Origin of the sequence: Paenibacillus xerothermodurans (assembly GCF_002220865.2) — a bacterium.
Lineage (GTDB): Bacteria > Bacillota > Bacilli > Paenibacillales > NBRC-103111 > Paenibacillus_S > Paenibacillus_S xerothermodurans.
This window is the reverse complement of record NZ_NHRJ02000002.1, coordinates 29,848-52,265: the sequence shown is the minus strand read 5'-3', so window position 1 is coordinate 52,265 and position 22,418 is coordinate 29,848. Positions and strand designations below refer to the sequence as shown.

23 protein-coding genes are annotated in these 22,418 nt (G+C 50.1%); 17 read left to right on the top strand and 6 right to left on the bottom strand.

What is annotated here, in order from left to right:
- Positions 1 to 4 precede the first annotated feature (4 nt).
- The 6 genes from CBW46_RS03800 to CBW46_RS03775 all read left to right on the top strand — a co-directional run bounded on the left by CBW46_RS03800 (position 5) and on the right by CBW46_RS03775 (position 6,769).
- Complete coding sequence (locus tag CBW46_RS03800; protein WP_089198722.1) at positions 5 to 1,159, top strand: GntR family transcriptional regulator; 1,155 nt, start codon at positions 5 to 7, stop codon at positions 1,157 to 1,159.
- A 292-nt stretch (positions 1,160 to 1,451) separates the two neighbouring features.
- The gene (locus CBW46_RS03795) at positions 1,452 to 2,750 is read left to right on the top strand and encodes an ABC transporter substrate-binding protein (RefSeq protein WP_089198721.1); all 1,299 of its coding nucleotides are present in this window, start codon (positions 1,452 to 1,454) and stop codon (positions 2,748 to 2,750) included.
- Positions 2,751 to 2,772: 22 nt separating this feature from the next.
- Entirely contained in the window at positions 2,773 to 3,753 is a 981-nt protein-coding gene (locus CBW46_RS03790; protein ID WP_243633156.1) for a carbohydrate ABC transporter permease, read from the top strand.
- Between the two features lie 14 nt (positions 3,754 to 3,767).
- The gene (locus CBW46_RS03785) at positions 3,768 to 4,586 is read left to right on the top strand and encodes a carbohydrate ABC transporter permease (RefSeq protein ID WP_243633155.1); all 819 of its coding nucleotides are present in this window, start codon (positions 3,768 to 3,770) and stop codon (positions 4,584 to 4,586) included.
- Positions 4,587 to 4,792: 206 nt separating this feature from the next.
- The gene (locus CBW46_RS03780) at positions 4,793 to 5,671 is read left to right on the top strand and encodes a sugar phosphate isomerase/epimerase family protein (protein WP_089198719.1); all 879 of its coding nucleotides are present in this window, start codon (positions 4,793 to 4,795) and stop codon (positions 5,669 to 5,671) included.
- A gap of 21 nt (positions 5,672 to 5,692) precedes the next feature.
- Complete coding sequence (locus CBW46_RS03775) at positions 5,693 to 6,769, top strand: Gfo/Idh/MocA family protein (protein WP_089198718.1); 1,077 nt, start codon at positions 5,693 to 5,695, stop codon at positions 6,767 to 6,769.
- Positions 6,770 to 6,971: 202 nt separating this feature from the next.
- Here CBW46_RS03775 and CBW46_RS03770 read toward each other — a convergent pair whose 3' ends face one another.
- Positions 6,972 to 7,859, bottom strand: coding sequence for a TIGR01777 family oxidoreductase (locus tag CBW46_RS03770; RefSeq protein ID WP_089199311.1), 888 nt, complete (start codon positions 7,857 to 7,859; stop codon positions 6,972 to 6,974).
- Positions 7,860 to 8,146: 287 nt separating this feature from the next.
- Here CBW46_RS03770 and CBW46_RS03765 point away from each other — a divergent pair, with 287 nt between their 5' ends.
- The 7 genes from CBW46_RS03765 to CBW46_RS21170 all read left to right on the top strand — a co-directional run bounded on the left by CBW46_RS03765 (position 8,147) and on the right by CBW46_RS21170 (position 13,995).
- Positions 8,147 to 9,556 carry an extracellular solute-binding protein gene (locus tag CBW46_RS03765; protein WP_089198717.1) on the top strand — a complete coding sequence of 470 codons (1,410 nt, stop codon included), beginning with the start codon at positions 8,147 to 8,149 and terminating at the stop codon, positions 9,554 to 9,556.
- Positions 9,557 to 9,601: 45 nt separating this feature from the next.
- On the top strand, positions 9,602 to 10,477 hold the full coding sequence (locus tag CBW46_RS03760; protein ID WP_089198716.1) for an ABC transporter permease subunit: 876 nt from the start codon (positions 9,602 to 9,604) through the stop codon (positions 10,475 to 10,477).
- 5 nt (positions 10,478 to 10,482) lie between these two features.
- Positions 10,483 to 11,346, top strand: a complete 864-nt coding sequence (locus CBW46_RS03755) for a carbohydrate ABC transporter permease (protein ID WP_089198715.1) — start codon at positions 10,483 to 10,485, stop codon at positions 11,344 to 11,346.
- A gap of 43 nt (positions 11,347 to 11,389) precedes the next feature.
- Positions 11,390 to 12,679, top strand: coding sequence for a CehA/McbA family metallohydrolase (locus tag CBW46_RS03750; protein WP_089198714.1), 1,290 nt, complete (start codon positions 11,390 to 11,392; stop codon positions 12,677 to 12,679).
- A 442-nt stretch (positions 12,680 to 13,121) separates the two neighbouring features.
- Positions 13,122 to 13,463, top strand: a complete 342-nt coding sequence (locus CBW46_RS03745; protein WP_207802240.1) for a metal-sensitive transcriptional regulator — start codon at positions 13,122 to 13,124, stop codon at positions 13,461 to 13,463.
- A gap of 29 nt (positions 13,464 to 13,492) precedes the next feature.
- Positions 13,493 to 13,693 (top strand): copper chaperone CopZ, encoded by a 201-nt coding sequence (gene copZ / locus CBW46_RS03740; RefSeq protein ID WP_089198712.1) that lies wholly within the window; start codon positions 13,493 to 13,495, stop codon positions 13,691 to 13,693.
- Between the two features lie 131 nt (positions 13,694 to 13,824).
- Positions 13,825 to 13,995, top strand: a complete 171-nt coding sequence (locus CBW46_RS21170) for a hypothetical protein (protein WP_165842187.1) — start codon at positions 13,825 to 13,827, stop codon at positions 13,993 to 13,995.
- Between the two features lie 133 nt (positions 13,996 to 14,128).
- On the opposite strand, the gene CBW46_RS21650 is transcribed toward CBW46_RS21170, so the two are convergent.
- Positions 14,129 to 14,230, bottom strand: a complete 102-nt coding sequence (locus tag CBW46_RS21650) for a sporulation protein YjcZ (protein ID WP_089199310.1) — start codon at positions 14,228 to 14,230, stop codon at positions 14,129 to 14,131.
- Between the two features lie 257 nt (positions 14,231 to 14,487).
- Positions 14,488 to 14,604 (bottom strand): sporulation protein YjcZ, encoded by a 117-nt coding sequence (locus CBW46_RS21645; RefSeq protein ID WP_111361056.1) that lies wholly within the window; start codon positions 14,602 to 14,604, stop codon positions 14,488 to 14,490.
- A 171-nt stretch (positions 14,605 to 14,775) separates the two neighbouring features.
- Between CBW46_RS21645 and CBW46_RS03720 the strand changes: the two genes are divergently transcribed.
- From CBW46_RS03720 to blaI, 4 genes are all read left to right on the top strand, one after another.
- Positions 14,776 to 16,719, top strand: coding sequence for a TOMM precursor leader peptide-binding protein (locus tag CBW46_RS03720; RefSeq protein WP_089198711.1), 1,944 nt, complete (start codon positions 14,776 to 14,778; stop codon positions 16,717 to 16,719).
- A 407-nt stretch (positions 16,720 to 17,126) separates the two neighbouring features.
- Positions 17,127 to 18,065, top strand: coding sequence for a class A beta-lactamase (gene bla, locus CBW46_RS03715; RefSeq protein WP_243633201.1), 939 nt, complete (start codon positions 17,127 to 17,129; stop codon positions 18,063 to 18,065).
- Between the two features lie 231 nt (positions 18,066 to 18,296).
- Positions 18,297 to 20,072, top strand: a complete 1,776-nt coding sequence (locus tag CBW46_RS03710; RefSeq protein ID WP_089198710.1) for a BlaR1 family beta-lactam sensor/signal transducer — start codon at positions 18,297 to 18,299, stop codon at positions 20,070 to 20,072.
- Positions 20,073 to 20,209: 137 nt separating this feature from the next.
- Positions 20,210 to 20,599: a penicillinase repressor BlaI gene (gene blaI, locus CBW46_RS03705; RefSeq protein WP_089198709.1), complete on the top strand. Its 390-nt coding sequence runs from the start codon at positions 20,210 to 20,212 to the stop codon at positions 20,597 to 20,599.
- 194 nt (positions 20,600 to 20,793) lie between these two features.
- Here the strand turns inward: blaI and CBW46_RS21640 are convergent, their stop codons facing one another.
- The 3 genes from CBW46_RS21640 to CBW46_RS22240 all read right to left on the bottom strand — a co-directional run bounded on the left by CBW46_RS21640 (position 20,794) and on the right by CBW46_RS22240 (position 22,178).
- Positions 20,794 to 21,405: a cytochrome P450 gene (locus tag CBW46_RS21640; RefSeq protein WP_243633154.1), complete on the bottom strand. Its 612-nt coding sequence runs from the start codon at positions 21,403 to 21,405 to the stop codon at positions 20,794 to 20,796.
- A gap of 27 nt (positions 21,406 to 21,432) precedes the next feature.
- Positions 21,433 to 21,885: a cytochrome P450 gene (locus CBW46_RS21635; RefSeq protein WP_243633153.1), complete on the bottom strand. Its 453-nt coding sequence runs from the start codon at positions 21,883 to 21,885 to the stop codon at positions 21,433 to 21,435.
- A 98-nt stretch (positions 21,886 to 21,983) separates the two neighbouring features.
- Positions 21,984 to 22,178: a DUF6199 family natural product biosynthesis protein gene (locus tag CBW46_RS22240; protein ID WP_424446061.1), complete on the bottom strand. Its 195-nt coding sequence runs from the start codon at positions 22,176 to 22,178 to the stop codon at positions 21,984 to 21,986.
- Between the last annotated feature and the right edge of the window lie 240 nt (positions 22,179 to 22,418).

Below are 22,418 nucleotides of genomic sequence, written 5' to 3'. Positions count from 1 at the left end.
GTAGATGGTACGACAGATGAATGCAGGCCCCTTATACAAGCAAATCTATGATTATATTATTGAGCAAGTGAAAAACGGCGAATTGGAAGCCGGCGACCGGATACCGTCCGAGAAAGAGCTCGCTGAACATTTTCAAGTGAGCCGTATTACGTCTAAGAAAGCTTTAGATTTGCTTTCTCAGCACAGTATCATTCACAGAATTCAAGGGAAGGGCTCGTTCCTCTCGAAACAGGAGTTCCTATCTCCCCAGCCAGCACACGAGTTCGTCGAGCCCAAACAGGGTCATCTGCTGGGGATAATTTTCCCGGATCTCGGAGACAGCTATGGCAGCGGTATTGTCCGTGCTATTGAAGCGCAGTGCAACCAAAGTGGCTCGCATTTAATGATCAAACTTTCCCATGGGAGCAGCACTATTGAGGAACTTGCGATCAGCCAGCTCATAGAGATAGGGGTGGAAGGTTTGATTGTATTCCCGGTTAGCGGAAGGCATTACAACCCCAAAATATTAGAACTTGTAGTTAAAAATTATCCGTTAGTATTGGTGGATCGTTACCTGCGAGATATCCCGGCCAGCTCCGTGTGTACGCACAACCGGGCAGCGGCAACGGCAGCAACAAACTATCTATTTTCATTGGGCCACGAAAGAATTGGTTTCATATCACGTCGGCCGGAGGGCACCAGTGCGATTGAGGAACGCATGCAAGGGTTTCACATGGCATATGCGCAAAAGGCAATCCAACTGGATCCACAGTTGTTTTTGACGACTATAGCGGAAGATGACTTAGACGCAAGCATCGGCGCGATCCAGGACTTCATCGTAAGCAATGCTGATGTGACGGCCTTCATTGCGTGCGAATATGGCGTAGCGTTGATACTTCAATATGCGCTGGAGGCGGTTGGTAAGTCGATTCCTCAGGATTATGCTGTCATATGTTTTGACTCACCTCCCTGTGTTCTGGGTAAGCCTTTTTTCACGCATATCCGGCAAAACGAAGTTGGCATCGGAGAAAAAGCTATGGACTTGCTTCTGCTGCAGCTGGGTGGTAATACAGCACCGCAGAACACACTCGTGGATTTCACATTGGTCGAAGGACAGTCAACAAGGGCTAATAAATTAACGGCTTCCCAGTATAGCCAAATCCCATTTAGTGGACAGTGACAAGCACCCAGGCGGACAGCCGGCGTCGGATAAACCACGTCAGCTTTTCGCTTTTTTGCTATGCCCTACGGCGAAAGACTGCCCAAAATAGCATGGCAGGGAATGACGGCGCCATGTACGGAAGTGTGAGATATCTAACAGGTGGTTCTTTTTCAATGTGAGCATACATACTATACTAACTATAGCAAGTACATAAATCATCATGTCATTAGAAGAACGTGGAAAGGGGGTTGCGATCACTGCCAGTCCGATTCACAATTATGTGCAGCTTTTAATTGAAAGGGGCTTACGCATGAAATTAAAGAGTTTGCCGCTGGTGCTTGTATCTGCTGCTATATCCATTGGGCTGATCGGCTGCTCCGAAGGGAACGAACAAGGTCAATCGTCGACTGCTGAATCAGGCGGTAAGACCAAGGTCACCTTCTGGCATCCCATGACGGACATAACGGGAGACGCGGTGAAAGCCGTTATCAAAGCATTCGAAGAGAAGAATCCCAACATAAAGATCGAAGCAACGTACATTGCAAACCAGGGCGAAGGACAAAATGAAAAGCTTATGGCAGCGGTTGCAGGTGGGAATCCACCCGACGTTGCGTATTTTGACCGTTTTGAGGTCGGTGCCTGGGCGGCGCAGGGCTCCCTCGAGGAGTTAACCGCGCTCGCTCAGAAGTCCGGAATCACCAAAGAGCAGTACTACCCTTTTGCTTGGGAAGAGTCTTCGTATCAGGACAAACTGTATGCGATACCGACAACGACGGATTCCCGACTGGTATACTTCAACGTCGATCACTTCAAGGAGGCAGGGTTGGATCCCAATAATCCTCCGAAGACCATCGCTGACTTGGAGGAGGCTGCCAGTAAGCTGACGAAGAAGGACGGAAAGCGCTTCGAACGTATCGGGTTTATCCCGTGGTTTGGGCAGGGTTCATTGTACGGTTGGGGCTGGGCGTTTGGCGGGGAGTTCTATGACGCGGCGGCAAACAAAGCTACGGCTAACCATCCAAAGAATGTGGAAGCGCTTCAATGGCTGGCGGATTATGCGAAAAAATATAACGTGGAAGACATTTCAGCCTTCACAGATTCACAAGGAACCGGTGCGATGGATCCGTTCCTGACAGGGCAGCTTAGCATGAAAGTCAGCGGGCCGTGGGAAGTATCTGCGATTCAGAGGTTCGCACCGGATCTGAAGTACGGCGTATTCCCTATGCCGACACCAACGGGCGGTGACCATACGACTTGGTCCGGCGGCTGGTCGGTGGTGATACCCAAAGGCGCCAAGCAGAAGGACGCAGCATGGGAATTTTTGAAGTATTTCGGCTCCGCTGAGGGGCAAAAGGTGTTCAGCGGTATCGCCCGCGACTTCTCAGTCATTGATTCTGTCAATGCAGAGTTGGGCTTTAAAGATGATCCTGTATTAAAGCAGTTCGTCGATATTTTGCCGTCATCCCGGAACCGGCCGGTAATGACGCAGGGATCTTTATACTGGAATGAGCTTGCAGATGCAGTGGATAACGCGACGCGCGGCAACGGCACCCCCAAAGAGATCCTTGACAAAGTTACGGACAAGGTAAACAGCGCGCTCGCTAAGTAAAAGTGTATAAGAGGGAGAGGACGTGGCCGCTCCCTCATATCCTCGCAGAAGGGACGTGCCCATCATGGTGCCTGCCAAAACGAAAGCAGCCGTCCGTCCAGGCTTGCAGGGGACATTAGTGCACCGGCAGACAAAAAGTAGTTATCATGGCATACTGTTCGCGTCGCCATGGCTCGTTGGTTTGCTTTTGTTCTATGCGTTTCCCTTGGTCGCTTCGATTTATTTCAGTTTTACCTCATACAGCATTTTACAGCCTGGAGAGTTCGTCGGATTACAAAATTACTCAGACTTAATGAATGATGATTTATTCTGGAAGTCCATCTACAACACCATTTACTTTACCGTGTTTTTCGTACCGCTCAGTATATTTTTCGGCGTATCTTTGGCGATGATTTTGAATATCAATGTGAAGGGGATGGCAGTATACCGGACGATCTTCTTTCTGCCGACACTCGTGCCTCATGTGGCACTGGCTGTGCTATGGATGTGGCTGCTGAACCCCGGCTTCGGCTTGGTCAACGGCGTGCTGCATGCGGTCGGCATTGACGGTCCTGCGTGGCTCGGCAGCGAAACGTGGGCGAAACCGTCTTTGATTCTGATGTCCTTATGGGGGATTGGCCAAGCGGTCGTAATTTATTTGGCCGGGCTTGCGGATATCCCGCAAGATTATTATGACGCGTCGGAAGTAGATGGCGCCAATTGGCTGCAGAAGACGTGCAAGATCACGCTGCCGCTTCTTACACCGGTTATTTTCTTCAATCTAATCATGGGCATCATCGGCGCATTCCAGCAATTTACGCTGCCGTACGCTTTGACCAAAGGGCAGGGTTCACCCGCTAATTCGATGACGTTTTATGTTATGTATCTGTATGATAACGGATTCAAATTTTTCAAGATGGGCTATGCTTCCGCCATGGCATGGCTGCTATTCATAGTAATTATGGTGCTGACATTGATCATCTTCGCCACGTCAAAACGGTGGGTTCATTATCAGGAGAAATAGGGGGTGTGGTCTAGTTGAAGTTACGTAAAATGTTGGCACACGTCTGCCTGATTGCTGCCTCCGTGTTCTTTTTAATTCCGTTTATTTGGATGCTATCCACTTCCCTGAAACCCCGGACACAAATATTCTCGTTTCCTCCGGAGTGGATACCAAGCCCGTTCAAATGGAGCAACTACACGGAGGCGATGAGCTATATTCCCTTCTTTACATACTTGAACAACACAGTTCTAATTACGGTGCTAAGCACCTTAGGTGTAGTTCTGTCTTGTCCGATCGTAGCGTACAGCTTTGCCAAGCTCCGCTGGAGGGGGCGGAACGTGCTGTTCATGATCACCTTGGCCGTGATGATGATTCCGGGACAAGTCACGATGATGCCGCTGTTCATGCTATTTAACAAATTGGGTTGGGTGGGCACGCCGATGCCGCTCATCATCCCCGCTTTTTTCGGCGTACCGTTTTATATTTTCTTGCTGCGCCAGTTTTTCATGGGTTTGCCGGACAGTTTAATGGACGCAGCGCGCATTGACGGGGCCGGCGAGTTCAGAATATACACGCAGATTATGCTGCCGTTAGCCCGCTCCGCGGTGCTGTCTGTTGGGTTGTTCCAATTCATGGCCAGCTGGACTGATTTCATCGGCCCTCTGCTGTATTTGACTAATGAAGTCTCATATACATTGTCGCTTGGCCTCCAGCAGTTCCAGAGCCAAAAAGGCTCCGAATGGGGGTTAATGATGGCAGTTTCCACCATGATGACCGTACCTGTCATTATCCTGTTTTTCTTTCTGCAGAAGACGTTTATCCAAGGCATCACGTTTACTGGGATTAAGGGATAACCCAGTGGGCAGGGAGGACCTTTTACAAAAATGCGTGTGACGGCAATAGAGCAAGGGGGGATAGCAGATGTGTTTCGAGATTGCTGCAAGCTAGACTATGCAGATCATGCCGTGCTTCTCTGGGGATAAACAAAAACGCTTAATCCGCTGGCTCACTATCCAAGTGTGCTCAAAAATTCATAAATCATATGAGGAGGAAATGGGTTATGCCGTTTAAAATTGGAATGCGTATTCCACCAAAGCTAGGTGCACAAGGAATGGAAAAGGTGGCGGCTTGGGCCGCTGAGGCAGGCCTGGATGTCATTGACGTCCCATATTACAATTCCGAGCTGAAATCGATCCTGGAATCACAGTCCCTGCAAGTTGGCTCTATTGACGGTGCTCAAGCTGTTGGTCGCACGCACCTGTTGAGCAATGATGAGCAGAAACGTGGCGAGGCTGTAGCTGCGTTAAAAGCACAATTTACCGAAATCGCACGGTTAGGCGGCAAGACGGTGTTCATGTGCCTTGTTCCCGACGATTTGACACAGCCTCGCGATACGAGCTTCGAGATCTGGAAAGAAACGTTTCCTGAGCTGGTGCAGCATGCTGAGCAGGAGGGAATATTCATGGCATTGGAGGGATGGCCCGGTCCGGCGCCGCATTACCCGACGATCGGCTGTACGCCCGAAATGCTGCGTGCGATGTTTCGTGAAATCCCGTCACAGCATTTTGGGGTGAATTATGATCCGTCCCATCTCGTGCGCCTCGGCATTGACTACATTCGTTTTCTAGGGGAATTTGGTGAGAGGATCAACTATTGCCACGGAAAAGATACCGAAATTTTAACGGATGAACTATTCGAAACCGGCCATCTGGCGGCTACCTTTGCGCCGAAGTACCTGTTTTCTGAAGGATCCTGGCGCTACACCATCCCGGGCTCCGGAGAGGTCGATTGGGGTAAGGTTGCGGTACGGTTGGAGCGGCTGGGCTATCAAGGTCCGATCAGTATCGAACTCGAAGACCACCGGTATTGGGGCTCGTTGGAAGCCGAACAAACAGGTATCGTGAAGGCCCGGGTGCATCTGACACGCTATTTCAAATAACTGTAGAGAGTGGGATGGTATATGGTTAAAATTGGTATTATCGGAAGCGGCGGTATTGCAGGAGCTCATGTAAGGGCGTATAAGAAAATGCCTGACGTAGAGATTGTGGCGGTGGCGGATGTTGTGCCCGGAAGAGCAGATGAGTTTGTTCGTCGATTCGAGCTAACTGGCGCGCGAGCATTTGAACGTCATGAGGCATTACTTGAGATGGATTTGGACGGTGTTAGCATCTGCACACCGAACTTTACCCATCATCGGACGGCGATAGACGCGCTTGAAGCAGGTAAACAGGTGTTGGTGGAGAAGCCGCTTTCGGTCACCCTGGAACAAGGGATAGAGATGGTACGTACCGCGAAAAAAACGGGCAATATGCTCACGGTCGGTTTCCAGCCACGGTACGACCCAAACATGCAAGTCGTACGGGAGATTGTCAGGTCCGGTCAGCTCGGTAATGTGTATTACGTTCAAACCGGGGGAGGCCGGCGTCGCGGTATGCCTGGCGGGACTTTCATTAGCAAAGCGATGGCAGGCAGCGGGGCGATGGCCGACATAGGTTGTTATTCGCTGGACTTGGCGCTGCACGCACTAGGTTACCCGAAGCCGTTATCCGTATCTGCCTTTACATCGAACCACTTCGGTACTAACCCGACGTATCATCGTGAGCCGGACAAATTCGAAGTGGAAGACTTCGGCGTGGCGCTCGTTCGGCTGGAAGGCAACCGAGTGCTTAATTTCAAAATATCGTGGGCGATGCACATGGACTCTTTAGGGCCTACGCTGTTCCTTGGAACAGATGCGGGGTTAAAGTTAACACCGGCTGGCACGGGGCCTTGGAGCGGTGTGTGGGATGGCGGTATCGGTTCTATTCAACTGTTTAGTGACATTCTCGGCCATCACACGGAGACGGTGATACCTGTTCAGTCGCACAATATGGATGTATTTTATGAGAAATTGCGGGATTTTGTGTCCGCCATACAAGAAGGCAGGCCGGCCCCGATCCCGGCAGAAGAAGTACTGCTTAACCAGGCCATCATCGACGGCGTAATACGGTCGTCCGCTCTCGGGAGGGAAGTGGAAATACAGATTCCCGAATTATAAGGGCTAATATAATATCATTCATCGAGCAGCAAAAAATATCTGTCTGGCGGCGGTTAGATGGTTATATCGCCAAACATAAATAAGCAGCACTTGCACAGGACTTACCGACAGGTAACTCCTGTGTTTGCTTTTTTAAGATAAACGGGCGGTTGAAGCGAAGTGGTAAGCAAGGCCTTCTCCATTCTTAGTTAACAACAAAGAGCTAATCCAGTATATCGCGCAGTGCTTGATCTATGGTTGCAAATTTAAACTCATATCCGTGCTTTAATAATTTCTCGGGAATTACCCAACGACTTTTCAATATCAGCTCGGTCTCCGTGCGAATGGCCAACGCGCCCAGCTCAAGCATCCATTTCGGAGCAGGCAGTCCGATTTTTCTATTCATAATGGTTCGAAAATGCTGCATTAATTCGCGATTGGTGATTGGATGAGGCGAAGAGCAGTTGAATACCCCGCTCAGATCTTCTCGCTGCTGCAGAAACAGTATAATATGGAATAAGTCCTCTACGTGAATCCAGCTAAATTTTTGGCTGCCGGGCCCTTGGATGCCCCCAAGCCCAAATCTGACTAGATTTTTATAAGGCGTTAGAACGCCTCCATGCGCTCCCAGCACGATAGCGATTCTTAACGCGATCTGTCTGGTGTGAGGCAGATCAAAAGAGAAGAAGGCCCGCTCCCATGCTTTTGCCACCTCAACCGAGAATCCCGATCCAATTTCGCCGCTTTCTTCTGTCATAGGACGATCCTCAGCATGTCTGTATATGGTAGCGGTACTTGAATTGATCCATAATTTGGGTGGCACTGTGCACGCTAATACCGCATTCCCTAGTATGTTAGTGGTCTCGGTTCTGGAATTAACAATTTCCTCCTGATTTCTACGATTGTAGCGGCAATTCACCGACTTTCCCGCGAGGTTGATTAAAATATCAGCGCTTTCCAATGCTTGCACGATTCCCTCGGTATCCCTCCACGCGATATGAGAAGGTTGTCTCGAAATAATGTGTACGTCATATCCCAAGCGCTCAAATTGCTCCTGAAAATACGCACCGATAAACCCGGTTCCACCGGCTAAAATAACCTTCTTGTTCATATGGTTGATCAACTCGATTCTTTTCAATTTAGCTTCATTTTATCATTGGTTTGGCATTTTTTGTATGTATTTCGTTTTCAGCTTTTCTTTGCCATCGGGCGTTATGTAGGGGGAAAACAGGGACAGCCTCTTCACGAAAACTTCATGCAGCTTTAACAAACATAGGTGGAAAGGTCGCAATTGCTTCTGTACAATTTGCTGCAGCAAGAAATGAAAGTGCTTTATTAAGAGTTCGTGCAAGTAGGTGCACTCGGGATTGATCGTAATTAAAAATGAGGAGGCGTCATATGTACATAAAAGTGAAAATAACGCGTTCCTTGTCGGCATTCATGCTGTCCGGCGGCGTGCTGGCGGGCTGTTCCGACGGTGGGGGTAACGCCGGCGCCCAAAGCGATGCGGGGAAGCAAGAAGAGAAATCGCTCCGCATCATGTCCGGTGTGATCGGAGGCAAAACTCCTGAGGAAAACGTGCTCTTTGAGAAAGAAATCGACCGCCTGACGGGAATTAAAGTAAACCTGGATAAGCCGGCGTCCGATTATGATCAAAAATTAATGGCCGCGATCTCGTCCGGTGAAAAGTTCGATGTGCTTCAGGTAAGCAAAGAAACGATCAATAAGCTAGTGGACCAAGGCGTACTCGCTCCTTTGACGGATAAAGTGAAGTCGTCCAAGACGCTGCAGGACCCTGAAGTGATACCTGCACAGGAATGGGATCAAGTACGGACCAAGGATCGCCAAATATACGGTGTATTCACAAAGTACCAGGGCGGCACCATGCCGATCGTACGAAACGACTGGTTGAAAAAACTCAATCTGCAGGAGCCCAAAACGCTGGACGATTACTACAACGTTTTAAAAGCATTCACCGAGCAGGACCCGGACGGAAATGGAAAAAAGGATACCTACGGGTTAACGACGGCCGGCATGTACGAGCTGCAAGGATTTTTCAGTGCCGCGGGATTGAAGCAGCGGTATGTGGAAAAGGACGGAAAGCTGGACGTACCTTACTCTACCGATGCTGCGATTCCGGTGTACGAGTGGCTGCACCGGCTCTATAAAGAAGGCATTCTGGAGCCGAACTTCGCCACGAACGACTCCGGTAAAATGCGCAACCTGTTCCTAACCGATCGTGTGGGGATGATCACATACTGGGACGCGTGGGTCGGCATGTTCAATAATACGAGGAAAGAACAGGACCCGCACACGCAGTTTGAAGCGAAAGGGCTGGCGGGCGCGGTTGGTCCGGACGGCAAGCATATGCTTGGCCGCGGCGATCCTGATGTTTGGGTCGTTCCTGTCAATGCCGGGCAGCCGGAGACGGCATTCGAATTCATTGAATGGTGGCATTCCAAGGACGGGATCGTGCTGGGAAGCATGGGGATTAGAGACCACGATTATACCGAGAACGGCGGCAAATATGAGCTGACGAAAACCGGTAAAGAGCATGCAATGGATCACGGGGTACCGTTTTGGTATAGCAAGAAGTTTCAAAATCCGTTCGGCCTGCTGCCAGGTGTGAAGGAAGCTCAGGCTCTGCTTGAAAAGCATGCCTCTCTCGAGTTGACACCCGCCAAATGGGCGGATGCCGAGAAAATTATCAACGAGTACTCGTTCAAGGCCATTCTTGGCGAAATGCCCGCTGCAGAGGCCGTCAAGAAAATGCGTGAGCAGTTAAAAGCGAATCAATTGATCGATTGAATTTAGAGAGAACACACAGCATCTATAAGGTGGTGGCAGCTGCAATTGAAGGCCGTCTGGAAATACAAAATGCTTTATCTGATGATGCTGCCGGTTTTGGGTTACTTTATCCTCTTCTCCTATTATCCGCTTATGCGCGGTCTCATCATCAGCTTCGAAAACTTTCGCTTGATCGGTAGTCGCCCTTTTGTGGGTTTGCAAAATTATATGACGGTGGTAAACGACAGTGCCTTTTGGGAAGCACTCCGCAATACACTGCTTATCGGCGGCGGCTCGCTTCTGCTCGGTTTTATCATGCCGATCCTCCTGGCTCTGTCTCTGAACGAGGTACTGTCCACCTGGTTTAAAAAGGTAACGCAAATGGTCGTATATTTGCCACACCTGTTCTCCTGGGTGGTCGTAGGGGGCATGTGGATCATGATGCTGTCGCCGGACACGGGGATCGTAAACCAAATCCTGTTAATCCTCGGGGCCGACAAGCCGGTCGGCTTCATGTCCAGCTCCGTTTACTCACGCTGGGTAATGATACTGTCGTCTGTGTGGAAAGAAATGGGTTTCACCTGCATCCTGTACTTGGCCGCGATTGTGTCGATTAACCCATCACTGTATGAAGCCGCGAGAAACGACGGTGCGGGCCGGTTTCAGCTTGTCCGTTTTGTAACGCTGCCTTCGCTCGTTACCACGATGAAGGTAGTGATCATGCTAAATGTGTTAAGTATCCTGCGGATGTTTGACCAAATTTTCGTAATGAGAAACGGAGCTATCGCCAAACAGGTCGACGTGATCATGATGTATACGTACCAAAAAGGAATTTTAGAATTTAAAGTCGGCATCGCTACGGCTGCGGGGTTTCTCGTGATTTTGGCGACGCTGATCCTGACATTTATCACAAGAGCGGTCATACGCTATGACGAGGGGTGAGAAGAATGAGTGGCCGGTATACCGTTGACAAACACCATATATTTGATGCATTCAACATAGGGTTTCTTCTCCTGCTCGTCGCGACCATGATCATTCCGTTTATTAATACTGTAGCGCTTGCCTTCTCTACGAATTTTGCTTCGATGCAGCCTGGCATTGTGCTATGGCCCAAGGAGTTCAGCCTGGAAGGGCTCAGCACAGTGTGGAACCGAATGCAGCTGCACCTGCCTTTCATGAATAACGTGTACGTGACGGGAATAGGCACGTTCGGGCATGTGCTGCTGTGTGCGATGGCTGGCTATGTTTTGGTTCAGCCCTCGCTGCCCGGGAAAAAGCTGATGGTGTCTATGATATTGCTCACGATGACCGTACCAGGCGAAGCCATTATGATTCCGCTTTATGTCGTGAATAAGCAGTTAGGGCTGCTCAACACGCTTTCCTCTCTGGTGATTTCGGGGCTGGCGTCCGGCTTCAGCGTGCTGTTGATGCGCAACTTTTTCCTGTCGGTGCCGATCGAGATGGCCGAATCCGCCCGAATGGACGGTGCCGGCGATCTGCGCATTTTCTTTACAATGTATCTGCCATTAGCTAAAGCGGGTCTCGCCACGGTCACCTTGTTTGAATTCGTGGGCCGATGGAACCAGTTCACCCCGGCACTGCTGTATATTAACGATCACGCCAAGTATACACTGCAGATCGCATTGAAATCCCTGATCATCGATACGGACAGCACATCGAGCAACTTCATCATCACGACAAACGTCAGAATGGCGGGTATTGTCATTGCACTCATTCCGCTGATTCTGGTCTATCCATACGTACAGAAGTATTTTGTCAAAGGCATTATGCTGGGTGCCAATAAGGAATAGCCGGCGTGGAATTTGTGTAACGGCTGGGGAGGCAGGGCTTCAAATGAAACAGTTGACGAGAGAGAGTATGCAGATTACCGCTGCACGGTGGATCTTGCATGAGGAGCAGAGTACCTATCTCGAAATTCCGTTTACGATGCCGGAGCATGTGGAGGAGATCCATGTGTCCTATGAGGTGAAATCCCCCGGCAAACAAAAAGCGGTAATTGACCTCGGGATTCGGGATGGCAGCCGGGTAAGAGGGTGGAGCGGCGGGGCGCGCACCGAATTTACACTGGGGTTAGAGAAGGCGACGCCGGGCTACATCCCTGGTCAGCTGCACGCCGGAGAGTGGGCTGTACTGCACAATGCTTACAAAGTACCTGACGAAGGGTGTGAGGTCGCAATAACGCTGCAATTTTGCTTTGCCTCGCCGCGATGGTTGAAAGGGGATCTACATACGCACAGCATTCATAGCGACGGCACCTTCACGCTCGAAGCAAACGCGTCGATTATGGAGGTGCTCGGCTGCGATTTTATTGCTATGACCGATCATAATACGAGCAGCCAAAACTTTGCCTATCCGCGGAACACAAATGTAGTCATGATTCCCGGCATGGAGTTTACAACCAACTTTGGCCACAGCAATTTTCTCGGCAGCGTCGATCCGCTCGACGATTTCCGGGTGTCGGATCAAAAGGACGTAGAAGATCGCATTCGTACGGCCCGGCAGCGGGGGGCCAAAATTGTGCTGAACCATCCCCACTGCGACCATTGCCCGTGGGAATGGGATTTTCAGGTGGAGCACGATTGGGTGGAGGTCTGGAACGGTCCGTGGAAAGCGCGCAATGCGAGAACGCTGGCCTGGTGGCAGCACCAGCTGGAGAGCGGAAGACGTATGGTTGCCGTCGGTGGAAGTGATGTTCATCGCGAGGGGGAATATGTACGGCATGCTGTACCGTGCACGTGGGTACTGGCCTCAGCTAAGACGTCAGATGACATCCTCCGGGGGATTGCCCAGGGGCGTGTTTTTATTACTTACTCGCCGGAAGGACCGTTTGTGGAGTTCACGTGCGGCTGCTATCAAATGGGGGATATGGTGCCTGCCTCCGAAGCAGATAAGCGAGTGTTTCTTCGCTGCGCAGATCTGAAGCCCGGGGATTTGGTGAAGCTCATCAGCGAGAATGGAGTGGAGCGGGAGGTGGTGATCACACAACTGCATAATACTCCGCCGGATGTGATTATGAATGGTTCAGCTAAACAGTTTGTGCGAGCGGAAATCTGGCGTTACTTCAAAGAAATGAACGCAATGCTTCCGCTCGTTTTAACCAATCCTATATATTTTGAAAAATAACGGCTGCGCGAACGCGTGAATAGCCGGATGAGGTGAATCGAAACGGGATCCAAAAGCGGGGACAGCGCCTGCCCCGGATCTGCACATGGGCGCGGTTGCGGCATTGGCTTGGATCACATTGGGAAAACGGCCAGGCAAAGGGGGGCGAAGCTGACGCGAACGATAGCGGGGCGGTATCCGTCGGACCATCATCCGGTTGCGGCTAAGCTGTGGCTTTGATTCCTTGGGGCGTTACCCGCTAGCTTTTGCAGGCACCTGCAGTCGTTGTTCGCAGAATAGATACACGGCTCACAGATTATCATATGAAGTACTTGCATTCCAAGGCAAAAGGACTTGTGTCGGAGAAGACAAATAATTCACGTTCCAAGGTACATACAAGGTGAACGACGCGCTTGACATACCCTATGGGGGTATAATATAATTTGGCTGTGAGGTGATACATGTGGCAAATGATGAAGAACTAGGGGCTAGCTCGCCGAGTGATGATTGCTGCTCCTCCGACAGTGAGAGAAAGAGCCATCATTCAGAGAAAACGAAGACGAACCTGATATCCCGTTTGAACCGTATTGAGGGCCAAATTCGAGGCGTTAAAGGCATGATCGAGAGGGATACTTATTGTGACGACGTGCTGAACCAGATCGCGGCGATTCAGGCGGCTTTGAACAGCGTGGGCAAACTGCTGCTAGAAGGTCACATGAAGAGCTGTGTGGTTGAGCGCATCCAGGCTGGGCAGCATGAAGTGATCGACGAGCTGTTAGTGACGGTTAATAAGTTAATGAAATAACGAAATAAGTATAGCGGAGGGATTTTTTTATGCAAACAGCAACACTTCAAGTGAATGGTATGTCGTGTCAACACTGTGTCAGTGCCATTGAGAAGGCCGTCAAAGAAATAGGCGGATCAGCTCGCGTCGACCTTGCAAATAACACGGTATCTGTTGAATTTGATGAAAACAAATTATCCCTGAATGGCATCAAGGAAGCAATAGAAGAACAAGGCTACGACGTGGCCTGACAGGAGATGGACCGCCTCGCGCGGCCTTCTTTTTTTGAAATGAGGAGAGAATGCATACGTCTCGACCGGGAATGTGCCGACGTATAAGAAAATTGCGGGTAACAGATAATAATAGGAAAAGGAGGGCAGATATGATGGCACGAGATGATAACGATAAAGTTGCTGAGACGCCGCGCGTTGTAGACAATGGAATGGACAGAATCCCAATAGATGATCCGTTAGATAACGATAACGCATTCAGTGATCATGGCCTACATAATGCACGTTTAACACGTGCAGCTCTCAACAACGAAAATCGATAAGAACTGGCGAAGACCCCAAGGCTGTTTTCAGCCTATGGGGTCTATTAGCATACACAGATGGGAATCGTGCCAGAACCGTACTAGGAAGCTAGCAAAAATAAGGAACCGGTTCGTCGTTGCCCATAATCAATTGTTAGATCCAAGCACGAGAAACTATGACAAGTAGGATAAACAGAACAAGAATGACGCCTGTGCTGGTTAACAGGCCGCCTCCTCCGCAGCTCAAACCACCCATGGTCTCTCCCCCTTTCCAGCGAATGTACTGTATTCTATGACTGCCCACCCGCCAAGGATTGGGCGGTTCAAAAATTGTGTGCGTTTTATCGGGCCAGGGCGGACAGACGTTCTGCTTCTGATGATTATTTAAGAGAATGACCCTTCCGATTTGACGCCAGCCCTTGGCCCCATATAACATATGGCATTGCCATACTTACCTTAAAACACTCCCCGCCAGCAAACGCTAGCGGGGAGTTCTGGCTTATTGGGAGTCCATTACACTACCCAGGCGCGGGAGATGATGACTAACAGAATGAAGAGAACCAGAATAACTCCCACGCTAGTGAAAAAACCTCCGCAAGAGTAACCTCCGCAAGATGCTCCGAAACCCATTTAGCTCAGCTCCTTTTCGGTATTGATTTGTATTACAGGATATCTTATGCCATATTTCCGTCAAAGATTGTGCGGATACGCCTTGACAGATGCTTTCGGAACGTAAATAGGTACGTCACCATAGTTTGACAAGGAAGAGAGATTGGAACTCTGTGAGCTGGGGGAAGTGCGATGAGTAAAACTGTAGCCGTTATAGGAGAGGGAGTGCTGTCACAGTTGGTATCCACCCAACTGGAAAATGATTTCCGGGTATATCGCCAGGATAATCAGGCTGGAGTGCCAATGGGAGCCGATCTGGTTTTGTTTCTGCACGATAACGAGGAAGCCGCCGTGCCTGTCCAGCCATTGGATGCCGTGCATCTGGCAGGTATTCCTTGGCTGCGAGGCGTCCTTTTCGATACTGAGGCCGTCATCGGGCCATTGGTTCGTCCCGGTACTGCGGGATGCTTTCGATGCGCGGACATACGGCGCCTGATGGCAGGGCGTGACCGTCAGGAATTGTCGGACCACCAATTAAGACAGCTGGCTGAAGGAGGAACCGCAGATGAAGCTAAGGCGTCACCGGCCGGGCAGCGGCAGGTCTCCTTACTGTTGGCGGCTGAGGTGCGAAGGTTTCTTGAGCTCGGTTGCGGCTTCTGTGAAGGCCGGGTTTACCTGGTCAGTATGAGGACGCTAAAGACATCGCTGCACGCCTATTTGCCGGATTCGATGTGTGAGGTGTGCGGGCAAATGGAGGATGATTCCCCTGACCGCGCGCTAATTTCTGTGAATCCAGGCCCAACAATTAGCGGTGACGGGTATCGCTGTCATTCGATTGATGATTTCTCCGACGTTTTGCCCAGAGACTATTTGGATGATCGAACCGGTATCTTCCAAGGGAGAATGGCATACATCCAGTCTACGTTCGCCGATGTGCATGTAAACCTGCCTACGTTAATTGGCACCGAAATCACATCGGGGCGATCTCACTCTTACGCAACTAGCGAATTAACGGCGATTATGGAGGGGCTCGAGCGATGGTGTGGATTGTCACCCCGCGGCAAGCGGACGGTGATTCACGATAGCTATCGCAATGTGTCCGCACAAGCACTTGATCCACTCAGCGTGGGGGTTTACTCCAAGGAGCAGTACGAACTGCCCGATTTTCCTTTCCAACCGTTTGACCCCGGGCGTCCGATCGATTGGGTATGGGGTTATTCATTTTTGCAGGAGGCTCCAGTGTTGGTGCCGGAGCAGCTTGCCTATTACAGCATGGGCGGCGGTGACAGCTTTGTACATGAGACCTCCAACGGCTGTGCTTTGGGTGGAAGTCTTGCAGAGGCCATATTACACGGTATCTTTGAAGTAGTGGAGCGGGATTCGTTTTTGATGACGTGGTACGCGAAACTCCCGGTGCCTCGCCTTGACCCGTTGTCTGCCAATAACACAGAAGTACGGTTAATGGTCGACCGCATGGAGGCAGTGACAGGCTATGATGTATATTTGTTTAACACTACGATGGAAAACGGGATCCCAAGCATATGGGCACTCGCCAAAAATAACAGACAGGACGGCGGCATGAATCTTCTTTGCGCGGCGGGAGCCCATCTGGATCCGGCCAGGGCTGTGAAAAGCGCGCTGCATGAGATAGCCGGCATGCTTCCGTGGCTGAATGACAGCTTTAAAGAGCGCCGGGTGGAGGTGGAGGCAATGTACGATGACTCTTCCTTGGTTGTGGGGATGGGTGATCATTGCATGTTATACGGATTACCGCAAGCGGAACAACGGCTGGATTTTCTACTCACAACAGATCGTCCTCTGCGAACATTTAACGAGGAATTCGACAACAACGTAAAGCACGAGGATCTGACAGATTATTTAAAGGAGATTGTCCAGGTGTTCCGCCAATTGAATCACGATGTGATTGTTGTTAACCAGTCGTCTCCGGAAACCCTGACAAACGGGCTGCATGTTGTGAAAGTTATCATTCCCGGAATGATACCGATCACGTTCGGCCATCACCTTACACGATTGACGCGATTAGACAGACTGCTGCGAGTACCCAAGGCAATGGGATATGCGCAGGAGCAGCTCACGCTTGCCCAATTGAACGCATTTCCTCATCCTTTCCCATAAAGTGAAAGCATTGAATTGTGCTGCTGTTGCTGCAATGGCGAACGCTAATATGACTGCGAGCAAATTACGATGTCAACGTGTATTGAAAAAAAGTTGATGATGATAAAAGAGATCAATCTGAGCGGATTGTCTTAATGCAACGTCTGTTGCATGAGGCCGTCCGCTTTTTTCATCCGGTGTAATTTCCGTCAGGAGATAGTTGACACATGCAGATTACAATTGTAGTATGGATTACATGAGTAATCCATGCTGTGGAAAGAGGAGGGTAGGCGACACGAGTTGCGCGTTTGATTTTTTGCCGAGCATTGAACATCTGTATCATCGAAGAATTACGAATGGAGATGGGAATTTTGACAACAATATCCGAATTCAAATTTACAGCAAACAAGCTAAAAATTGCCGTGCCGATGCTATTGAGTGCTCTTCTAGCTCTCACCGGCTGCGCACAGACTGACGTGCCAACGGCTGCTGCCCACAGTGAAGAGAAGTCGGCCACGGCTGCCGTCAAGAATGAGGAGAAGTTGCCGACAGCTCAGTCGGCTCTTACCGAGCAATCGTTTGCACAACTAGAGCAGCAATTTGCCGCTCATCTCGGCGTTTTCGCCATTGACACTGGCACGGGGCGCACGGTGGCTTATCAGGCTGATAAGCGGTTCGCTTATACGTCCACCTTCAAGGCGCTAGCAGCTGGCGCTGTGCTGCTAAACAGTTCAACCGAGGAACTCGACGAAAACATTACTTATTCCGCTGATGATTTGGTTACCTATTCGCCCGTGACTGAGAAGCATGTAACTACCGGAATGACGCTAAGGGAAATATGCGACGCTGCAGTGCGCTATAGCGACAACACGGCGGGAAATCTGCTGCTTAAGCGGTTAGGGGGACCTGCTGGCTTCGAAGCGGCTTTGCGGCAAATCGGAGATACCGTCACCCAAGCAGACCGGTACGAGATCGATCTGAACGAAGCCGTCCCCGGAGACGACCGCGACACCAGTACGGCGCGGGCTCTTGCCACCTCGCTGCAAGCTTTCGCGCTGAGCGACGTGCTTCCGGAGAACGAACGTTCGATTCTCACGGATTGGTTGAAGCGCAACACGACGGGAGCAGAATTGATACGCGCGGGCGTGCCTCAGGGCTGGACTGTTGGCGACAAGACCGGTGCCGGGGGATATGGAACGCGCAATGACATCGGCATCGTATGGCCTCCGAACGGCGATCCCATCGTTATGGCGGTATTGTCCAGCCGTGATACGCAGGATGCCGCCTACGACAACGCGCTGATCGCACACGCCACTAAGGTTGCAGTCAATGCCTTGACGCACACCGCGAACAAGCCGTCACAGTAATCGCAGAAGCAAAGGCTCACAGCTCGCTTACACGGCAAGCCGCGAGCCTTTGGTGCGTACCTATGGGCAGTTGTTTAGAGAGAAAGGATGGCTTCGTATGCAAAACCGCACCTGTATTCCGAGAGTAGATCGACCGCCGTGGTAAAAGTCTGGTTTGATAAATCGGTTAAGAAATGCGATATTGGAGGGGTAATAGTTTGTTTGTGAGAGCAAGGGAGGGATGCGCGAAGCATGTTTTTTTCTACGTTAGTCATAAGCTGCGTCGTTTCTTTCGTTTCCGCCTCGGCCATTATGCTGATCAAAGCAATCTTCCGGCGGCAGCTTACGGCAAAATGGCACTATAACCTATGGTTTTTGTTAATGCTTGCGTTAACGCTTCCCTTCATCCCGAAAGATTTGTTTGATGCCGGAATGTTTTTCACCGTTTTCGAGGGGGGTCTGCACCATGAAGCAGGATTTTCTGCCACCGATGCAGGAAGTCCAGCGCCCGGCGGTGCGCATTGGCTTGAGGACTTCTCGATTTCCGTAAATCGCTCCACACCGCCAATTCTTCAGACCGTCACAACCGCCGCTTGGTGTGTCGGCGCGTTCATATTTGCTATTTTACTTATGCAATCTTGGCAGAAAATAAAGCGTCTCAGAAGCACATGCCACCGCGTACGGGACAGAGCAGTGTTAGAGCTGCTGGAGCACTGCAAGCAGCATCTGCATATAAAGAGAGATTTAATTGTGTTGGAGTCGCCGCTTGCCACATCGCCAATGATGTTTGGTTTGTTCAGAACGTATCTTGTGCTGCCGGCCCATTTTACCGAATGGCTGTCTATAGATGAAATCAAATATATTTTTCTGCACGAACTGAATCACTTGAAAAAAAGGGATCACATAACGAACTATTGTATCGTCGCGTTTCAACTCATATACTGGTACAACCCGCTCGTTTGGCTCGCATTTAGAAAAATGAGATTGGATCGCGAGATCGCTTGCGATACTGCGGTTTTGCAATCGTTGGACGACCACTGCCATGTCGAATACGGTAATACGATCATTAACTTTGCCGACAGAGCGTCACGCTCAATCAACTTCTCTTTGGCAAGCCAGCTCGTCAGCCCAAAAGGCCACATAAAAACTCGTATAGAAATGATCGTAAGTTTTCAAGCTGAGTCGAAGCGCTTGCGCCTAAAAAGCGTTGCTGTTTTTATGCTGACAGGAGTTTTCATTATAAGTCAGATTCCGTTCGTTTCGGCGATGGCGCGTGACGATCAACGCTATTCGTTTCATAGTGAACGCACTATTTACGAGGATCTGAGCGCTTATTTTTCGGGACATGAAGGAGCTTTTGTTTTATACGACACGCAAGCTGATCAATATCGCATCTACAACGAGCGAAAAAGCACATGGAGGGTTTCCCCGGATTCCACTTACAAAATTTATAGTGCTTTGATTGGTCTGGAAGCCGGCGTTATTTCGGCCGAACGCTCAGAAGTCGAATGGAACGGCGTGACGTACCCATATGATGCGTGGAATCAGAATCAAAATTTATCTACGGCGCTGAAGTACTCGGTAAATTGGTACTTCGAGACCATGGAGAGTAGGATCGACCCAAGTCGTCTGCACGGATATGTACAGCAAATTAATTATGGTAATGCAGATTTATCCGGTGGACCGGAGCCTTTTTGGCTGGAATCTTCATTAAAAATCTCTCCGGTTGAGCAGGTGCAGCTGCTGCAGGCATTCTATGAAAACCGATTCGGCTTCCAGGGCAAACATATCCGGACCGTGAAAGACGCGATCAAGTTGGAAGAAAAGGATGGCGCGCTTCTTTCCGGCAAGACGGGCACAGGTACGGTGAATCAGAAAAATGCGAACGGTTGGTTTATTGGTTATGTAGAGACCAGTGGGAATACCTACTTCTTTGCAACGAACATTCAAAGTGAAGATCACGCGAACGGAAGCACAGCGGCGGAAATAACATTATCGATTTTGAGGGATAAGGGCATATATCCCTGACGATGGCGACTCTGCAACGGCGCGTGAGCACTCACATGCAATACTTTAATCTTGGCGTCGCCTGCCAACATTGACACGCGACAGCTCGGAAGGTAGCATGTTACTTACATTTGTAATCGTACGAGGGGGTGATGGGGATGCCTAAGCCAGTGCCAAGAATTTCGGAAGCAGAGTGGGAAGTTATGAATGTGCTTTGGGAAAAGGCTCCACTAACAGCCAGCGAAGTGACCCACGCCTTGCAGGAGAAAACGGATTGGAAGCCTAAAACGATTCGTACTCTTTTGGATCGTTTGGTCAAAAAGCAGGTAGTCGGCGTCAAACAGGATCAAAAGGTTTACACCTTTTTTCCTCTGCACACGCAAAGTGAGTGCCAGCGTGCGGAGGCGCAGTCTTTTCTTCAACGCATTTACGGTGGAGCGATGAAATCGATGCTCGTTCAGTTTGTCGAAGAGGAATCGATGACCGAGGACGAGATCAAAGAGTTGCGTTCCATTCTGCGCGAGAAAACTGATAAACAACACACATGAGACCGACGGAGGATCATCCCATTCGGCAATCCAAACCATAGTTGAAAAACAACTTCTCCCAAGTGTCGGGGGAAGCTGTTTTTTTGGTTTGACCGCTGCTGGCTATCGCAATGAAAGAAGTGCAGTGTACACGTAACCTGGTGCGCTGTGGAGCCCATTTGGGCCCCTTTTTTCAGCTAGTGTCATTCGCTCCGCTAAAAAGCGACGGGCAAGTCGGCCAATCCCTGCGAGGACAGAGTAAAATTCCAAGCGACACTCTCCCGAGGAACGCTGAGGCGCAGGTTCGGCATCCGTCTCAGCAAGGTGGCAAACGCTACCTCACCTTCCACACGGGCCAGCGGTGCCCCCAAACACATATGGATACCATGTCCAAAAGCGAGATGACGATTGATTTTACGCGTAATATCCAGCTTCTCTGGCTCCGTAAACTGTCGCTCGTCCCGATTTGCCGATTTCAATACGGGAAAGACTATATCTCCTTTCTTGAGCTGCTGACCGGCGAGTTCGATATCTTTAATGGCAAAACGCGGTCCTGCGATTGTAGCAGGCCCATTAAAGCGCAGAAGTTCTTCGAGGGCCGAGGGAACCAGACTGAGATCGGCTTTCAGCTTCTCCCATTGCTCGGGATGATCCAGCAACATCAAGGTCCCTCTGGCGATCAGGTTCGAGGTTGTCTCATGGCCGGCAAAAATCAATAATGTGATCATCGAGATCAGTTCTGCTTCGCTCAGCCGATCACCCTCTTCTTCGATAGCGATCAACTGGCTGATCAAGTCATCAGCAGGATGTTTGCGTTTGTCAGCCACAAGCTGAGCGGTGTATTCGCCGAAGGATCACAGGTGTTCTGCGACACCGGGTTCCTGCCTGCCCAAGCCCAGACCGTGTGCGATCGCCCCTGACCAGACATGGATCTGCGCCCGGTCTTCTTGAGGCACGCCGAGCATCTCAGAAATGACGTTGATCGGCAGGGGATAGGCATAATCCTTGACGACGTCCATCTCGCCTTGAGATTGCACCCGGTCAAGTAATTCGTCAGCCATTTCCTGCACGCGAGGGCGTAAGCTTGCCATATATCTGGGCGTAAAGGCCTTGGACAGCAACCCGCGCAACCGTCGATGATCGGGGTCATCTACAAAGAGCATGGACTTTCCGGTAAAAAAAGTGGGGGGAGCGGCTGGATCAACGTTGTCGGCGAGCGTTCCCCTAATGTCACCGCTGCCCTCGATCGAACTTGGGTCTACAGTAAAGTGGGCATGATCTTTGAGAACTTGCACTGCCTCTTCCACGTGTAACCATCCAGGTTTGACCCGTGTTAGCTTGCATTGCCAATGGGGCTGTACCTTTCCGAAACATATGATCTGTAATTTTATTTCACATGATCCTTTTACTCAATGAAGAAGGCAATAAATAAACATACTAAGCCGAGCAGAAGGCAAATGCCTCCACCGAATCGTGTATTCCATACGTAAAGGTCGGATGGTTCGGTTGCATCGTTTGACATCCATCTTGCTGTCAGTAACCAAAAGAGAGAGGTCTTGAAAACCATTAATGAGCCACTAACAATAAGTAGTATACTCAACAATTAATGTAAAGCTTGTGATCCCCTTTCCACGTATTGTACTTACCTTAACACGACTAACGTTTCATAACAAACGTTTGCGAAAAAACCAATGTTCTGATGGCAGGTCCACGGAACTGGAATTAGTTTATTGAGTTACTGTGTGCGGGGAAGGCGGGGTTTGTTAACGTGCCAGCGTGGGAGAATATTCTGCTCAGTCATTAGGAATCCTTATTTTAACAACCCAGGTGGTTGTCCATT